Consider the following 17,045-nt stretch of genomic DNA (forward strand, 5'->3'; position numbering starts at 1 on the left):
CTTATTTCTCACTTTTCTGTTGGCGATACCAACGCAGATATTCCTGTACGGCCTGATTATGTTGCTGTAAGTTTTTGCTAAATTTATGTCCCCCCGTACCATCTGCGACAAAATATAAAAATTCCGTTTTTTCAGGGTGAGCAACGGCTTTCAACGCACTTTCCGTTGGCATTGCAATTGGCGTAGGGGGCAAACCCTCAATCACATAAGTATTATAAGGGGTGGCTTCTTCCAAATCTTTACGCCGAATATTGCCATTATACCGCTCACCCATTCCATAAATCACGGTTGGATCAGTTTGCAATTTCATCTTTTTATTCAAGCGATTAATGAAAACAGAAGCCACTTTGCCACGCTCATCATTTAAAGCGGTTTCACGCTCTACAATAGATGCCAAAATCAACATCTCATAAGCATTTTTTAATGGTAAATCGGCATCACGCTCTGCCCACATCTTTTCTAATAATTTCGTCATCCGTTCAGCCGCCCGTTTTAAAAGCGCCAGATCGGTAGATTTCGGCGTATAGTGATAGGTATCTGGATATAACCAACCTTCAATTTTATGCGGTAAATCCGCCGGCAAATCCAATAATTGATAAATTTCTTCTTCTGTTTTATCTGCCAAAGTTTGTTGCAAATAAGGGGCTTTCGTCAGGGTTTTACGCCACGTTTTAAAGGTATCACCTTCTAAAAAACGGACATTCAACTGCACTTCCTTACCTTCGTTCAAACGTTGCAACAAATCCGCCAGCGTTTTTACACCGTCAAGGCGATATGTTCCTGCTTTAATCTTATTTAATTGTGGTTGAAGTTTTAATAACCAAGGTAAATAAGTGGCATCATCAATCAGCTTTTCTTGCTCCAACAGCTTCGCTAATTTTGCGCCTGTCGTGCCACGCTCCACGGTTAATAATTGATTGGCTTGCACATTTACGGGGTGATTTATCCATTGTGTGAGGTGCTGATACCCCCAAAGTGCCGCGCTCCCAATCAAGAGCAACAAAAATAAAAGAAAAAAGAAAAATTTTTTCATCATCAATCCATCATCAAAAAATTGCGGGCAAGTGTATCATAGACAGGCAAATTTTCAGAATGTTATAAAAACAAGAACAGGATAAAAATAAAGTGCGGTGAAAATTTTGTGATTTTTTACCGCACTTCCTTTATAGACAAGACTTAACATTCAAAGCCAAGCAAAGCTAATACAACACCCTTGCTCGAATGGTGCCATCAATTTCACGCAGTTGTTGTAAGAGTTGTGAACAGTCATCAGTTTCTACATCAATCACAACATAACCAATTTTTGGATCGGTTTGTAGGTATTGTGCAGCGATGTTAATATTTGCTTGCACAAAAAGTTGGTTAATGTGGTTTAACACGCCTGGGCGATTTTCGTGAATGTGCAATAAACGCTTGGTTTTGCTGTGTTCTGGTAAAGACACTTCTGGGAAGTTTACCGCTGAAAGCGTTGAGCCGTTATCGGAATATTTCACAAATTTGCTTGCCACTTCTGTACCAATATTTTCTTGTGCTTCTGCCGTTGAGCCACCAATATGCGGGGTAAGAATAACATTATCCAAACCACGTAATGGCGAAACAAATTCTTCATTAATAGAAGCGGGTTCTTTTGGAAACACATCCAATGCCGCCCCACGCACTTTGCCGGCTTTAATCGCGGCTGCCAACGCATCAATATCCACCACCGTTCCACGTGCGGCATTAATTAAAATACTGCCTTCTTTTAATTGTGCGATACGTTTAGCGTTCATTAAATTTTTGGTGGAATTATTTTCTGGAACGTGTAGGGAAACGACATCGCTATTGGCAAGCAATTCTTCCAAAGAACCAACTTGCTGTGCGTTACCCAATGGTAGTTTGGTTTCAATATCATAGAAAAACACGTTCATTCCGAGAGATTCGGCAATCACACTAAGTTGAGAACCAATGTGTCCATAGCCAACAATGCCTAATTTTTTGCCCCGCACTTCGTGTGAACCTACAGCAGATTTGTTCCATAAACCACGATGCACTTCGGCATTGGCTTGCGGTACATTACGCATTAAGAGCAAAATTTCGCCTAGTACCAGCTCTGCTACCGAACGGGTGTTAGAGAATGGTGCATTAAACACGGGAATCCCTCGCATTTTCGCCGCTTCAAGATCCACTTGGTTCGTGCCAATACAAAAACAGCCCACCGCGATTAATTTGTTAGCGCACTCCAATACCTCAGCAGTTAAGTGCGTGCGTGAACGAATACCTAAAAAGTGGGCATCTTTAATCACTTTTTTTAATTCTTCTGGCTCAAGGGCTTTTTTATGATATTCAATATTGGTATAGCCTGCGGCATTTAACACATCAACGGCGTTTTTATGCACGCCTTCTAGCAGTACAAATTTAATTTTAGACTTATCCAGTGAGACTTTTGCTGACATTTTGCTCTCCATAATCAAATAGTTATTCGATAATTTCTGCCCCTTGCGGTGTGCCGACAATCACAATATCCGCGCCACGCAAGGCAAAAATACCATTGGTTACTATACCTGCAACATTATTTAAGGTTTTTTCCATTTCAATGGGATTTAAAATTGCGAAATTATACACATCCAAAATCACATTGCCGTTATCGGTTACCACGCCTTCACGATATTCTGGCGCACCACCTAAGCTGACTAATTTACGCCCAACTTGCGAGCGTGCCATTGGGATGACTTCTACAGGTAGTGCAAAGGTTGAACCTAGCACGTCCACTTGTTTGCTTTGATCCACAATACAAATAAATTGCTTCGCAAGTGCCGCGACAATTTTTTCTCGAGTCAGTGCCGCCCCTCCGCCTTTGATCATCATTTTTTGAGGGTTAATTTCATCTGCGCCATCAACATAAATATCTAAACTGGATACATCATTGGCACTGAATACCTCAATCCCTTGTTTTCTCAATAATTCCTCTGAAGCTTTGGAAGCGGCTACTGCACCTTTAATATTATTTTTCATTGCACCAAGTGCTTCAATAAAGCAGTTTACCGTTGAGCCACTTCCCACGCCGACAATCATATCAGGCTTCACATATTGTAATGCGGTTTGTGCCGCTTGCTTTTTCATTGCGAGTTGATCCATATTCTTTCCCTTAACGCATAATATTGATGTTCAAATTTGACATAAGTAACCGTTTGCGAACAAGGCATCTACTTTAATCCCATTCAAGGATAGATACAAGCCTTATTCTGGTAAAAACTCTGCTAATAATTCATTCAAAAAGAGTTTTCCTTGCTCAGTAATTTGCCAAGTGCGGTGGTTTTCCTGAATATATTTTTTTGATTTTGCCCACGCAATTTGGGGGGCTATCACGTCAAGCGATAATCCTGTCAAATGCTCAAACTCCGATTTTGGCACAGGTTCAAGCAAGCGAAAACGGTTCATAAAAAATTCAAAAGGACGATCTTCAAGCGCGATTTGTTTTTTTTCATATAAATATTCCCCACGCATATAGCCTTTCGGGTGCTTGGTTTTAGAAAAACGCTCTATTTCCCCATTGGGGAAGGTTAATTTTCCGTGTGCCCCACAACCTATCGCTAAATAATCACCAAATCGCCAATAATTCAGATTATGCCGACACTGATCGCCAGCTTTTGCATAAGCTGATGTTTCATATTGTACATAACCTGCGTGGCTTAACAGTTGATGTCCTTGCTCAAAAATATCCCATAGGGCATCATCATCGGGCAAAGTAGGAGGGCGATAAGCAAACATTGTATTTGGCTCAATCGTCAGTTGATACCAAGAAAGATGGCTCGGTTCAAGGGCGATAGCTTGGTGTAAATCATCTTTCGCTTGCTCAAGGCTTTGATTGGGTAAACCGTGCATTAAATCTAAATTAATACGCTTAAAACCCGCTTCTTTCGCCATTTGTACCGCTTTTTTTGCTTCGGTCGCGTTATGAATACGCCCTAAACGTTGCAATTTTTCATCATCAAAACTTTGTATGCCTAAAGAAAGGCGATTTACCCCAGCTTCAACATAGCCCGCAAAACGTGTCGCTTCCGCCGTGCCGGGGTTGGCTTCTAACGTAATTTCAATATTTGGTGCAAACGCGATTTGCTGTTCAATTCCTTGTAATAATTGAGCTATACCTTGTGCAGAAAATAAACTTGGCGTACCGCCGCCAATAAAAATGGAATGCAGTGTTCGCTCAGCAAGACTTGCTTGATAACGCAGTAGATCTTGGTGTAAATCAGCCAACAAATGCGCGATATATTCTTGTTCGGGAATGACTGCTTTTTGTGCGTGTGAATTAAAATCGCAATAAGGACATTTCTGCACACACCAAGGAATATGCACATACAGACTTAATGGCGGTAAAACTCGCATTATTTTGACCGCACTTTTACTTGTAAACGTTCTTTCAATACACTTAATGCACTGGCTCGATGTGAGATTTTTTTCTTCTCTTGGGTATCAAGCTCGGCAAAAGTGCGGTCTTTTTTAGGATAAAAAAACACACTATCGTAGCCAAAACCATTTTCTCCTTTTTCTGCAAAAGTAATTTCACCTTCACATTCTCCTTCGGCAATAATTGGCGAAGGATCCGTTTCGTGTTGCAATAAAACAATACAACTCACAAATTTAGCCTGACGTTCACCAGCGGGTACATTTGCTAATTTTTGCAGTAATTTTTTACGATTTTCAGCATCAGCCTGATCACCCTCAACACTCGCATAGCGCGCGGAATATAAGCCCGGTTCGCCATTCAAGGCATTCACCACTAATCCGCTATCATCGGCAATAGCAGGCAACCCCGATATTTTGGCGGCATAACGCGCTTTTAATAAGGCATTTTCGACAAATGTCAGCCCCGTTTCCTCTGGACTTTCAATCCCTAAATCAGTTTGAGCAATGACATCAAAACCAAATTCGGCAAGTACATCAGCCATTTCTCGCACTTTACCTTGATTACCTGTAGCAAGCACAATTTTTTGTTTCATTATTGTTCCTTATAAAATAAAAAAGGCGACCACTAAGCCGCCTTTGCAATACGAACTGATAGGAAATCAACGCAGGATTACCGCTCAATCACAATATTCTTCCGCAATATACTTAGTTTGATTAGTATAGTGCATTTTAATTGCGATCACTATTTGCTATTTTCACTAAATGATAAAGGATCAATGCGTTCTCTGTTTTTTTCTAATGTTGCTTTACCAATGCCCTGAACCTCTAACAACTGTTCTACAGCAGTAAATTTGCCGTGTTTTTCTCTATACTCAACAATCGCATCCGCTTTTTTAGCGCCAATACCCACTAATGCACGCTGAATATCGCTAGCTGTTGCAGTATTGATATTCAATTTTTCGCCAATAAAAGAAGAAGAGGCTTTCGCAACTTCCACTGCGCTTTCTAACTGAGGACTCGCCTTATCATTTTGTTGAGATTGTGCGGCAACAGAAAAACTCCCTAATAATGCGGTTGATAGAAGTAAAGAAGATAAAATTGTCTTAATTTTCATTACGGTTTTCCTTATTCATAAAACAAAACGTATAAATACTGAATAAATCAGCGGTTATACTTTGCATTTCAGAGTAAAAACTCGCAACAAAAACACCGCACTTCTGCGATCACGATCGTAAAAATAAAGGAAATAGGTTAAAAAAGTAATCATATTGTTTAAAGATTACTTAACTTCTTATTTACTATCTGTACACTTCAAATGGATAACATTTTGTATAATCCTGATTTTAAACTGCTACAAATAATCACCATAGAAAATGAATTTAAATAAAATCAGAGAAAATAGAAGAGGGAAAATATAGAAAAATAGGTTATATAATGGCAGGGGCGGAGAGGCTCGAACTCCCAACACCCGGTTTTGGAGACCGGTGCTCTACCAATTGAACTACGCCCCTAAGTGAAGTGGCGGAACGGACGGGACTCGAACCCGCGACCCCCTGCGTGACAGGCAGGTATTCTAACCAGCTGAACTACCGCTCCGCAAAATTTGTAATTGGCAGTGACCTACTCTCACATGGGAAAATCCCACACTACCATCGGCGTTATAGCGTTTCACTTCTAAGTTCGGCATGGAATTAGGTGGGCCCGCTACACTATTGCTGCCAAAAAATTTTATTTTGTTAATTTACTAATATCATAATAAATTAACAAAATAAAACCTGGCGGTGCCCTACTCTCACATGGGAAACTCCCACACTACCATCGGCGTTACAGCGTTTCACTTCTAAGTTCGGCATGGATTTAGGTGGGTCCACTGCACTAACGCCGCCAAGATAATTCTTTCGCTTATCTAAAGCTTATCTCTCTTATCTACAGACTTCAAAGCATTCCGCTCTAAAATCCCTACTCTCTCAATCAAAAACAAGCCAAAACCCTTGAGTGTTGTATAGTTAAGCCTCTCGGGCAATTAGTACTGGTTAGCTCAACGACTCACATCGCTTACACACCCAGCCTATCTACGTCTTAGTCTCAAACAACCCTTACCAACTTAAAGTCGGGGAGAACTCATCTTAAGGCAAGTTTCGTGCTTAGATGCTTTCAGCACTTATCTCTTCCGCATTTAGCTACCCAGCAATGCCTCTGGCGAGACAACTGGTACACCAGTGATGCGTCCACTCCGGTCCTCTCGTACTAGGAGCAGCCCCTCTCAATTCTCCAACGCCCACGGCAGATAGGGACCGAACTGTCTCACGACGTTCTAAACCCAGCTCGCGTACCACTTTAAATGGCGAACAGCCATACCCTTGGGACCTACTTCAGCCCCAGGATGTGATGAGCCGACATCGAGGTGCCAAACACCGCCGTCGATATGAACTCTTGGGCGGTATCAGCCTGTTATCCCCGGAGTACCTTTTATCCGTTGAGCGATGGCCCTTCCATTCAGAACCACCGGATCACTATGACCTGCTTTCGCACCTGCTCGACTTGTCTGTCTCGCAGTTAAGCTTGCTTATACCATTGCACTAACCTGACGATGTCCGACCGTCATTAGCAAACCTTCGTGCTCCTCCGTTACGCTTTGGGAGGAGACCGCCCCAGTCAAACTACCCACCAGACACTGTCCGAACACCCGTTTCAGGCGCTTCGTTAGAACATCAAACGTTAAAGGGTGGTATTTCAACAACGACTCCACGATAACTGGCGTTACCGCTTCATAGTCTCCCACCTATCCTACACATCAAAATTCAAGGTTCAGTGTCAAGCTATAGTAAAGGTTCACGGGGTCTTTCCGTCTAGCCGCGGGTACACCGCATCTTCACGGCGATTTCAATTTCACTGAGTCTCGGGTGGAGACAGCCTGGCCATCATTATGCCATTCGTGCAGGTCGGAACTTACCCGACAAGGAATTTCGCTACCTTAGGACCGTTATAGTTACGGCCGCCGTTTACTGGGGCTTCGATCAGGAGCTTCTCTTTCGATTACACCATCAATTAACCTTCCAGCACCGGGCAGGCATCACACCCTATACGTCCACTTTCGTGTTTGCAGAGTGCTGTGTTTTTAATAAACAGTTGCAGCCAGCTGGTATCTTCGACTGGTTCATGCTCCATTCGCAAAGAACTTCACACTACGCCAGCGCACCTTCTCCCGAAGTTACGGTGCTATTTTGCCTAGTTCCTTCACCCGAGTTCTCTCAAGCGCCTGAGTATTCTCTACCTGACCACCTGTGTCGGTTTTCAGTACGGTTTAGTAAAGCCTGAAGCTTAGTGGCTTTTCCTGGAAGTGTGGTATCAGTTACTTCAGCTCCTTAGAGCCTCGTCATCATCTCTCTGTGTTGACAGTAGACCGGATTTGCCTAGTCTACCCACCTACCAACTTAAACGTACATCTCCAACAGTACGCTAACCTAACCTTCTCCGTCCCCACATCGCAGCTTTACCAAGTACGGGAATATTAACCCGTTTCCCATCGACTACGCTTTTCAGCCTCGCCTTAGGGGCCGACTCACCCTGCCCCGATTAACGTTGGACAGGAACCCTTGGTCTTCCGGCGAACGGGTTTTTCACCCGTTTTATCGTTACTTATGTCAGCATTCGCACTTGTGATACGTCCAGCAAACCTCTCGATTCACCTTCTTCCGCTTACACAACGCTCCCCTACCCAACAATCTTTCGATTGATGCCGCAGCTTCGGTACTATATTTTAGCCCCGTTACATCTTCCGCGCAGGCCGACTCGACTAGTGAGCTATTACGCTTTCTTTAAATGGTGGCTGCTTCTAAGCCAACATCCTAGCTGTCTAAGCCTTCCCACTTCGTTTCCCACTTAATATAGATTTTGGGACCTTAGCTGGCGGTCTGGGTTGTTTCCCTCTCCACGACGGACGTTAGCACCCGCCGTGTGTCTCCTGTGCAGTACTCTTTGGTATTCGGAGTTTGCATCGGTTTGGTAACCCGGGATGGGCCCCTAGCCGAAACAGTGCTCTACCCCCAAAGGTATTCACACAAGGCTCTACCTAAATAGATTTCGGGGAGAACCAGCTATCTCCCGGTTTGATTGGCCTTTCACCCCCAGCCACAGGTCATCCGCTAATTTTTCAACATTAGTCGGTTCGGTCCTCCAGTTAGTGTTACCCAACCTTCAACCTGCCCATGGCTAGATCACCGGGTTTCGGGTCTATACCTTGCAACTAGCCGCCCAGTTAAGACTCGGTTTCCCTTCGGCTCCCTTATTCAGTTAACCTCGCTACAAAATATAAGTCGCTGACCCATTATACAAAAGGTACGCAGTCACCCCATCACTCAATCCCACTGCTATTTTTTGGGGTTAAATTTTTACTTCGTAAAAATTAACCTTTCAGTGCGGTATTTTTTTACTAAACGTCCATCACTCAATAGGCTTGAGTGATGGGGCTCCCACTGCTTGTACGTACAGGGTTTCAGGTTCTATTTCACTCCCCTCACCGGGGTTCTTTTCGCCTTTCCTTCACAGTACTGGTTCACTATCGGTCAATCAGGAGTATTTAGCCTTGGAGGATGGTCCCCCCATCTTCAAACAGGATTCCTCGTGTCCCGCCCTACTTCTCGTAAGCTTAGTACCACACGCGATTTTTCAGATACGGGGCTATCACCCTGTTTCGCTTGACTTCCCAGTCAATTCTCCTAAATCACTCGCTATCACTTACTGGCTCCTCCGCTTTCGCTCGCCGCTACTCACAGAATCTCGGTTGATTTCTTTTCCTCGGGGTACTTAGATGTTTCAGTTCTCCCGGTTCGCCTTGTTTACCTAGTTTATTCAGTAAACAATGATAGGTTCTTCACCTATCGGGTTTCCCCATTCGGACATCGTGGGTTAAACGCTTCTTATCAACTCACCCACGCTTTTCGCAGATTAGCACGTCCTTCTTCGCCTCTGATTGCCAAGGCATCCGCCCTGTACGCTTTCTCACTTAACTATACAACCTCAAGGATTTTTTTCCTTAAAGCTATCATCGTCATTCGTTGAGAATCGCTTACTTGCTTTTGTTCAAGTAAGTCTTCTTCTACTCAGACTTCTTCAATTCAGTGATAAACTTTATTATCACCGGCTTGAAAGTCTCTTCAGTTTTCAGCTTGTTTTTACATTGTTAAAGAGCAATTCGCTATAAGATTAGCTTTATATGGCGTCCCCTAGGGGATTCGAACCCCTGTTACCGCCGTGAAAGGGCGATGTCCTAGGCCTCTAGACGAAGGGGACTACATATAAAGGTAATCTCTACTACATCCTTTGCTTCTCATTGTCTAACATCAATCAACCAATCTGTGTGAACATTCGTCTTCTCTTCGGTAAGGAGGTGATCCAACCGCAGGTTCCCCTACGGTTACCTTGTTACGACTTCACCCCAGTCATGAATCATACCGTGGTAAACGCCCCCCTCTCGGTTAAGCTATCTACTTCTGGTACAACCCACTCCCATGGTGTGACGGGCGGTGTGTACAAGGCCCGGGAACGTATTCACCGCGACATTCTGATTCGCGATTACTAGCGATTCCGACTTCATGGAGTCGAGTTGCAGACTCCAATCCGGACTTAGATGCACTTTCTGAGATTCGCTCACCCTCGCAGGCTCGCTTCCCTCTGTATGCACCATTGTAGCACGTGTGTAGCCCTACTCGTAAGGGCCATGATGACTTGACGTCATCCCCACCTTCCTCCAGTTTATCACTGGCAGTCTCCTTTGAGTTCCCATCTCTACATGCTGGCAACAAAGGATAAGGGTTGCGCTCGTTGCGGGACTTAACCCAACATTTCACAACACGAGCTGACGACAGCCATGCAGCACCTGTCTCAAAGCTCCCGAAGGCACAGTCTTATCTCTAAGACCTTCTTTGGATGTCAAGAGTAGGTAAGGTTCTTCGCGTTGCATCGAATTAAACCACATGCTCCACCGCTTGTGCGGGCCCCCGTCAATTCATTTGAGTTTTAACCTTGCGGCCGTACTCCCCAGGCGGTCGATTTATCACGTTAGCTACGGGCGCCAAGCTCAAAGCCCAACCCCCAAATCGACAGCGTTTACAGCGTGGACTACCAGGGTATCTAATCCTGTTTGCTCCCCACGCTTTCGCACATGAGCGTCAGTATCTCCCCAAGGGGCTGCCTTCGCCTTCGGTATTCCTCCACATCTCTACGCATTTCACCGCTACACGTGGAATTCTACCCCTCCCTAGAGTACTCTAGTAAACCAGTCTGAAATGCAATTCCCAAGTTAAGCTCGGGGATTTCACATCTCACTTAATTTACCGCCTGCGTGCCCTTTACGCCCAGTTATTCCGATTAACGCTCGCACCCTCCGTATTACCGCGGCTGCTGGCACGGAGTTAGCCGGTGCTTCTTCTGTGACTAACGTCAAACAAACGCGCTATTAACACGTCCACCTTCCTCATCACCGAAAGAACTTTACAACCCGAAGGCCTTCTTCATTCACGCGGCATGGCTGCGTCAGGGTTCCCCCCATTGCGCAATATTCCCCACTGCTGCCTCCCGTAGGAGTCTGGGCCGTGTCTCAGTCCCAGTGTGGCTGGTCATCCTCTCAGACCAGCTAGAGATCGCAGGCTTGGTAGGCCTTTACCCCACCAACTACCTAATCCCACTTGGGCTCACCTTATGGCTAGTGGCCTTCCGGTCCCACTACTTTAATCCTCAGATATTACGCGGTGTTAGCCATCGTTTCCAATGGTTATCCCCCTCCATAAAACAGATTCCCAAGCATTACTCACCCGTCCGCCACTCGTCAGCATCGAAAGCAAGCTTTCAACCCGTTACCGTTCGACTTGCATGTGTTAAGCCTGCCGCCAGCGTTCAATCTGAGCCATGATCAAACTCTTCAGTTTAATCTCGCTCAATGAATACATAACGTTATATTCTTTTCGAATTTCAAGTTAAGCATCATTGATTTCTAAATTTTAAATCTTTTTGAAAATCAACGAATGCCCACACAGATTGTCTAATTGATTGTTAAAGAGCAAAAAAGAACGACGCGATTTGTATCATCTTTATTTCTACAACGTCGCGTCGTTGTGTGCGGCGTATTATAGACATCTCGAAAATCTTTGCAAGTCTTTTTTTGCAAATTTTTAAGATTTTTTATCGCTTGATGACTTTTACACCAACTTGCAAAATTATTCACCTAAGTGCGGTGAAAATTTAGCGAATTTTATCTCTCTAGAGCCATCCTTTTTGACGAAATGTTTTCCACACTTCAATAACATATGCCATTTCCTCTGGTGTACCTAAGGTTAAACGGTTGTAATTCGTCAATGGTGGGAAAGGACGCCCCACAACAATATTGTATGCTTTCATACGTTTTGCATATTCTACACTATCACCTTTGATACTGTGAAAAATGAAATTTGCACTACTTGGTATATAAGTAAGCCCTAATTCATCAAGCGCTTTCATCACCATACGACGAGATTCATCTGTAACACGACGGCTTTCTTGTAAAAATGCGTTATCTGCTAATGTCGCACGTGCAGCCACTGCAGCGGTTAAGTTAGTGTTATCGGCGCTTAAGAATTGACGTAAATAATCCATTTCTGATTTCGCTGCCACCATATAGCCAATCCGCAAGCCTGCCAATGCATATAATTTAGAAAATGTTCTCGTTACAGCTAAATGTTCAGTTCCTTTACGCACCCATTCCATCGCACTAGTGAATTGCGGATCACCTTCGGCATATTCTGCATAAGCCTCATCAATCAACAAACGATGATTCGCTGGAATATTATCTAACCAAGGCGCCAACTGGCTATTTGGCGTCAATAATGCAGTTGGATTATTTGGGTTACAAAGATAAATAATGCTCATACCATCAAATTGATCCGCAACCGCACGGATTGCTTTAAGATCAAATGAGAGATCCTCTTTTAATGGAACTTTCACCACAGGCACATTGCGTGCAGCGGCATAATCTTCATAAATCCCAAATGTTGGATCGGGCGCAATCACTTGTACAGCTTGCTTTTTCTCATTCGCTTGCTGAATCCAACCTGCAATCACCGCTTCAATCGCTTCAGAAGAACCATTACCTAATCCTATATTTTCCGTATTAAGATTAAAACGCTTGGCAATATCCTCAATCAAACCTTCACGTTCACTGTCCGGATAACGATTGGATAAATTGAGATGATTAATAATCGCCTGACGTGCAGACTGGCTCATTCCCAAAGAATTTTCATTAAAGTTTAATAGCAGAGGGTGTTCAGCGCTAGGTAGCGTAAATGTTGTCTGCGTTGTAATGGGTTGTGTTTCAGCAACGACTTTGTGGTGAAAAAGACCTGCAGCAACACCCGCAGCGGTAAGTTGTAGCATACGACGACGATTAATTTGCATAATTATTCCTTATTGAGTTTTAGTTATTAAATTTCCAATTCATAAAGCAAGCAATTAAAGCCTATTAAAACTTACTTTAACGGCGTTAAATTTGTAATAATTCATCAAAATTGTCAAGTGATAAAACCCATATTTTTAAATTAATATTTAAAAATAATGAATTTTAATTCAATGAAGGTTATTTTAGTTATGCACTATACAATGACGTTCTGATAGCAACATACGATAGATGTAAAATAAGAGGAGAAAAATGTTCTTGCAGAAAAGTGAAAAAGAAAACGAGAAGATGGAAGTCTTCTTCAGGGTTAGTCTATCTTTTATATCACGTTAATGCTGGGGTGCAAGATCCGCTTCAACGCGACTTATGCAAGTGCGGTGGAAATTCTGTTAATTTTTCCACCGCACTTTCTGTTGGCTAATTAAGTTGCTTCAACTGTTCGGCAAATTTGTCCACTTTTTGCCAATCGGTATATTCAATTTCTTTACTGGTGTCCGTTTCGCCGCCCGTAATTTTCATAATAAAGCGGATCATCATTCGGTCGAACCAGCCATAACGGGGATACAATAACGCCCCCGCAAATACCGCACATAAAGTGGGGTTCCAGTGGATACGTTGCAAAAATTTTTTGACATATGAATTCGTTTCTGGCGTATCCTTGCCGGCTTTACGCGCAGTTAAATTCACGCCAAAAAATGCCGTTTGTTTGCGATTTAAAAGTGCGGTGTTTTTTTCGATGAATTGATAAAGCAATTTGTTAAAATGTCCGTAACGGATTGACGCACCGATGATAATGCGATCAAATTCCGCTAAGTCAGGCACGTTATCACTAATGCTACGCACTTCGGCGATTAATTTTTCTGCCATAAATTGGGCGATTTTCTGCGTTTGCCCATCACAGCTAGAATACAAAATCAAGGTTTTCATCAAGTTCTCCAAAAAGCAGGACTGAATAGCACTAAGAGTGAAAAGATTTCCAAACGCCCTGCCGCCATTGCAAAGGAAAAGACATATTTTGCACTATCTGGCACACCGGCAAAGCTTGTACTGATGATACCTAGCCCCGGTCCCGAATTTGTAATGGCGGCAAAAACAGCCCCAATGGAATCAAATGCTTCCATTCCGCATAAGATAGCCGCAAAGACGCATAGCCAAAATGTAAGGAAAAAGGCAATTAAAAACGCCCAGATCCGTTCAATAACCTGCATAGATAACAAATTATCACCGAGTTTAACTGGCACAACAAGGCTTGGATGAACTAACGATTTCAGTTCTCGTTTAAACTGCAACCAGACAACTAAGACACGGATCATTTTAAGCCCCCCCGAGGTTGAGCCGGCACAGCCCCCTAATAACCCTGCAAAGACAAGCATCATTCCTAGAAATGGCGGCAATTGATTGAAATCAAATAATGTATAGCCTGACGTCATTGCCATAGACGCAGATTGCGCACTCCCTTGGGCAAAGGCATCAATCAACGAAAGGTTATCGTAAGAAAGATAAAGCCCTAGAGATAGCACGAGAATAAAGAATCCTTGAACGAAACAAAAAAAACGAAACTCAGGATCGTGCCAATAGGTTTTCCATATACTTTGGTGTTTCATATGTGTTAAAGCCGTAATGTGCAAGCCAAAGTTACAACCTGCGACAAGCATAAAAAATGCGGCTAAAAAATAAATTTTGGAATCATTAAAATACCCTAAATTGGCATCGTGAGTGGACATTCCACCATTAGAAACCGTAGAAAAACTATGGGAAATCGCGTCAAACATTGACATTCCCGCCCACCAATAAGCAAGAATACATACAACCGTAAGCACGCAATATAAAATCCATAATAGTTTTGCAACTTCTGCAATTCTCGGCAAATTTTTCTGATCTTTCAGTGGGCCTGAAGATTCAATGCGATAAAGCTGGCTTCCTCCAATCCCTAAAATGGGTACAACGGCAACAACCAATACAATCAGCCCCATTCCCCCTAGCCATTGTAAAAACTGGCGATAAAATAAAATGGATTTCGGCAAGTTATCTAGCCCAGACATTACCGTTGCACCTGTCGTCGTCAGGGCAGAAAATGCCTCGAATACCGTATCTGCAAAATCCATATGCACTTCATCAAATAACAAGAATGGAATCACCGCCAATAAACTCAACAGCACCCAGAATACCACGACGATTAAAAAACCTTCTCTGGCGCGCAATTCCTGTTTATGTTGATGACAGCTCCACCACAACAGCGTGCCAAAAGAAAAGCTAGCAATGAAGGCTTGCATAAACGCTTTTCCTCCCCCATCACCATAAATTAGTGCCACAAATGCCGGCACAAGCATTGTGGCAGAAAAACACATCACCAAAATGCCGATAATTCGAAAAATAGATAATATATGCACAATGTTCTCTCTTATTTTATTGCGAGGATTGTTAGCTGACCGGCAGAACGTTCCGTTAATTCTCGTTCAAACTCAGCCTGTCTATCAGGACGGATTGCCAATACAAAATGGACTTTTTCTTGGAAATCTTGCGATTCAATCAACACCTCTTGCTGCACACACAAGTGTTGCAGCCAGTTGATTTGGTCATACTCACAGGTCAACCGAAAATGTTCTCGCTCCACTTTCATTGTGGTTTCAAGCAATTGCAAGGCTTGTTGCACGCCGTTGCCATAAGCACGCACCAAGCCTCCTGTCCCCAGCAAAATCCCACCATAATAGCGCACCACAACGGCACTGACTTCACCAATTTGGCTACCCAGCAACGCATTTAACATTGGCTTACCAGCTGTGCCTGCGGGTTCGCCATCATCGGAAAAGCCTAAACTTTGGGTATCTGACGGTTTACCCGCGACCGCCGCCCAACAATGATGGCGGGCATTTGGGTGCTGAGTACGAATTTCCTGCCAAAACGCTTTCGCTTGTGCTAAACTTTCTGTATGTTTGAGATACGTGATAAAACGGCTTTTCTTAATTTCTTCTTCAAAAACCACCGCACTTTGCGGAATTAAATATTCCATAATCCAGACTAATTTTGACCAATATTTAATTGAGCGGTATTATACGCACAAAATCACTTCAACTAAATAAACAATGAACGAAATTAATATTCATCAACAGTTAGATACCCAAGGGCTACGCTGTCCTGAACCAGTAATGCTAGTACGCAAGCAAATTCGCCATATGCAAGCGGGGGAAGTGCTACTCATTCTGGCTGATGATCCTGCTACCACAAGGGATATTCCCAGTTTCTGTCAATTTATGGATCATCGTTTACTCAAAAGCGAAACAGAAAGCCCCCCATTTAGATATTGGGTGCAGAAAGGGCAATAACGAAGAAAATCAGAACAAAATAAAAAGGTGCGGACATTCGCACCTTTCTTTTTTAACGGGATTATAGATAGAATTTATCTACAAAATTTAATTTATCGTCAAGTTTTAGCACTAATGGCTGACCTGTTGGGATTTCAAAATCCATAATATCTTCATCAGAAATGCCGATAATGTGTTTGGCTAAGGCGCGCAATGAGTTACCGTGAGCAGTGACTAATACACGTTTTCCTGATAATAACGCTGGGGCAATTTGATCTTCCCAGAACGGTAAAACGCGCTCTAAGGTTACTTTTAAGTTTTCGCCATCAGGGATCACATCAGGCGGTAAATTTGCATAACGGCGATCATTATGGGCTGAATTTGGATCATTTGGATCTAGTAATGGTGGTAATGTATCGTAAGAACGACGCCAAATATGCACCTGCTCATCACCATATTTTTCTGCCGTTGCTTTTTTGTCTAAGCCTTGTAATTCGCCATAATGACGCTCATTTAAACGCCAACTTTTCACTTGTGGGATCCAAAGCTGGTGAGACTCTTCCAACACGATATTACAGGTTTTAATTGCACGAGTAAGTACAGAGGTAAACGCGATGTCAAACTCATAGCCTGCATCTAATAATTTTTTCCCTGCCGCTTTTGCTTCTTCTACACCACGTTCCGTTAAATTAACATCACGCCAGCCAGTGAATAAATTTTTCGCATTCCATTCACTAAAACCGTGACGAATAAACACTAATTCCATAGAAAATCTCCTAATGTTAATGAAAAATACTGCGCCACTTTATAGCAAAAATTTCAGCCTTTTAAAAGGAAAAAGCATTACTTTCCTGATCTTTCGCAAGGATTTACCGCATTCTGATTTTTCTCCAAACCGCGATTTTCTGATTTACTCAAAATTTTTCCCGCGA

At 43.1% G+C, this 17,045-nt stretch carries 13 protein-coding genes, 3 tRNA genes and 4 rRNA genes; 2 read left to right on the plus strand and 18 right to left on the minus strand.

Translation table 11 applies throughout. The features are described 5' to 3' along the window. Position 1 precedes the first annotated feature (1 nt). From mltG to L5B90_RS10645, 14 genes are all read right to left on the minus strand, one after another. Positions 2-1,033 (minus strand): endolytic transglycosylase MltG, encoded by a 1,032-nt coding sequence (gene mltG, locus L5B90_RS10580; protein WP_250364601.1) that lies wholly within the window; start codon positions 1,031-1,033, stop codon positions 2-4. A gap of 166 nt (positions 1,034-1,199) precedes the next feature. Further along, positions 1,200-2,432, minus strand: coding sequence for a phosphoglycerate dehydrogenase (serA, locus tag L5B90_RS10585; protein ID WP_250351472.1), 1,233 nt, complete (start codon positions 2,430-2,432; stop codon positions 1,200-1,202). 22 nt (positions 2,433-2,454) lie between these two features. Further along, positions 2,455-3,114, minus strand: a complete 660-nt coding sequence (gene rpiA, locus L5B90_RS10590) for a ribose-5-phosphate isomerase RpiA (RefSeq protein ID WP_250363696.1) — start codon at positions 3,112-3,114, stop codon at positions 2,455-2,457. A gap of 102 nt (positions 3,115-3,216) precedes the next feature. Then, positions 3,217-4,365 (minus strand): radical SAM family heme chaperone HemW, encoded by a 1,149-nt coding sequence (hemW, locus tag L5B90_RS10595; protein ID WP_250363697.1) that lies wholly within the window; start codon positions 4,363-4,365, stop codon positions 3,217-3,219. Further along, positions 4,365-4,979, minus strand: coding sequence for an RdgB/HAM1 family non-canonical purine NTP pyrophosphatase (gene rdgB, locus L5B90_RS10600; RefSeq protein WP_250363698.1), 615 nt, complete (start codon positions 4,977-4,979; stop codon positions 4,365-4,367). Before rdgB ends, hemW begins: the two co-directional genes overlap by 1 nt. 149 nt (positions 4,980-5,128) lie before the next feature. Beyond that, complete coding sequence (locus tag L5B90_RS10605; RefSeq protein ID WP_250363699.1) at positions 5,129-5,500, minus strand: ComEA family DNA-binding protein; 372 nt, start codon at positions 5,498-5,500, stop codon at positions 5,129-5,131. Between the two features lie 321 nt (positions 5,501-5,821). Continuing rightward, positions 5,822-5,897: transfer RNA gene (locus tag L5B90_RS10610), tRNA-Trp, on the minus strand. 8 nt (positions 5,898-5,905) lie between these two features. After that, positions 5,906-5,982, minus strand: a tRNA-Asp gene (locus L5B90_RS10615). 11 nt (positions 5,983-5,993) lie between these two features. Further along, positions 5,994-6,109 (minus strand): 5S ribosomal RNA (rrf, locus tag L5B90_RS10620). A gap of 50 nt (positions 6,110-6,159) precedes the next feature. Then, positions 6,160-6,275 (minus strand): 5S ribosomal RNA (gene rrf / locus L5B90_RS10625). A gap of 113 nt (positions 6,276-6,388) precedes the next feature. Further along, positions 6,389-9,397: ribosomal RNA gene (locus L5B90_RS10630) — 23S ribosomal RNA — on the minus strand. Between the two features lie 205 nt (positions 9,398-9,602). Continuing rightward, positions 9,603-9,678 (minus strand) — tRNA-Glu (locus L5B90_RS10635). Between the two features lie 90 nt (positions 9,679-9,768). Beyond that, a 16S ribosomal RNA gene (locus tag L5B90_RS10640) occupies positions 9,769-11,312 on the minus strand. The 16S, 23S and 5S rRNA genes sit together here with 3 tRNA genes alongside, the layout of an rRNA operon. Positions 11,313-11,643: 331 nt before the next feature. Then, positions 11,644-12,813, minus strand: a complete 1,170-nt coding sequence (locus L5B90_RS10645) for a pyridoxal phosphate-dependent aminotransferase (protein WP_265762919.1) — start codon at positions 12,811-12,813, stop codon at positions 11,644-11,646. 266 nt (positions 12,814-13,079) lie between these two features. Here L5B90_RS10645 and L5B90_RS10650 point away from each other — a divergent pair, with 266 nt between their 5' ends. Continuing rightward, the gene (locus tag L5B90_RS10650) at positions 13,080-13,232 is read left to right on the plus strand and encodes a hypothetical protein (RefSeq protein WP_265762920.1); all 153 of its coding nucleotides are present in this window, start codon (positions 13,080-13,082) and stop codon (positions 13,230-13,232) included. On the opposite strand, the gene hemG is transcribed toward L5B90_RS10650, so the two are convergent. Genes hemG through L5B90_RS10665 form a run of 3 tightly spaced genes read right to left on the minus strand, consistent with a single transcriptional unit; the run spans position 13,229 to position 15,824 of the window. Further along, a complete protein-coding gene (hemG, locus tag L5B90_RS10655; RefSeq protein ID WP_250351466.1) occupies positions 13,229-13,738 on the minus strand; it encodes a menaquinone-dependent protoporphyrinogen IX dehydrogenase in 510 nt (169 codons plus the stop codon). The genes L5B90_RS10650 and hemG overlap by 4 nt on opposite strands. Continuing rightward, positions 13,738-15,201 carry a TrkH family potassium uptake protein gene (locus L5B90_RS10660; protein ID WP_250351465.1) on the minus strand — a complete coding sequence of 488 codons (1,464 nt, stop codon included), beginning with the start codon at positions 15,199-15,201 and terminating at the stop codon, positions 13,738-13,740. Before L5B90_RS10660 ends, hemG begins: the two co-directional genes overlap by 1 nt. An 11-nt stretch (positions 15,202-15,212) precedes the next feature. Continuing rightward, positions 15,213-15,824, minus strand: coding sequence for a YigZ family protein (locus L5B90_RS10665; protein WP_265762982.1), 612 nt, complete (start codon positions 15,822-15,824; stop codon positions 15,213-15,215). Positions 15,825-15,894: 70 nt separating this feature from the next. On the opposite strand from L5B90_RS10665, the gene tusA reads away from it, so the two are divergent. Continuing rightward, positions 15,895-16,134: a sulfurtransferase TusA gene (tusA, locus tag L5B90_RS10670; protein WP_250351464.1), complete on the plus strand. Its 240-nt coding sequence runs from the start codon at positions 15,895-15,897 to the stop codon at positions 16,132-16,134. Between the two features lie 61 nt (positions 16,135-16,195). On the opposite strand, the gene L5B90_RS10675 is transcribed toward tusA, so the two are convergent. Then, complete coding sequence (locus L5B90_RS10675; RefSeq protein WP_250351463.1) at positions 16,196-16,879, minus strand: 2,3-diphosphoglycerate-dependent phosphoglycerate mutase; 684 nt, start codon at positions 16,877-16,879, stop codon at positions 16,196-16,198. Positions 16,880-17,045 lie beyond the last annotated feature (166 nt).

Source organism: Avibacterium sp. 20-129 (genome assembly GCF_026226845.1).
Taxonomy (GTDB): Bacteria; Pseudomonadota; Gammaproteobacteria; order Enterobacterales; family Pasteurellaceae; genus Avibacterium.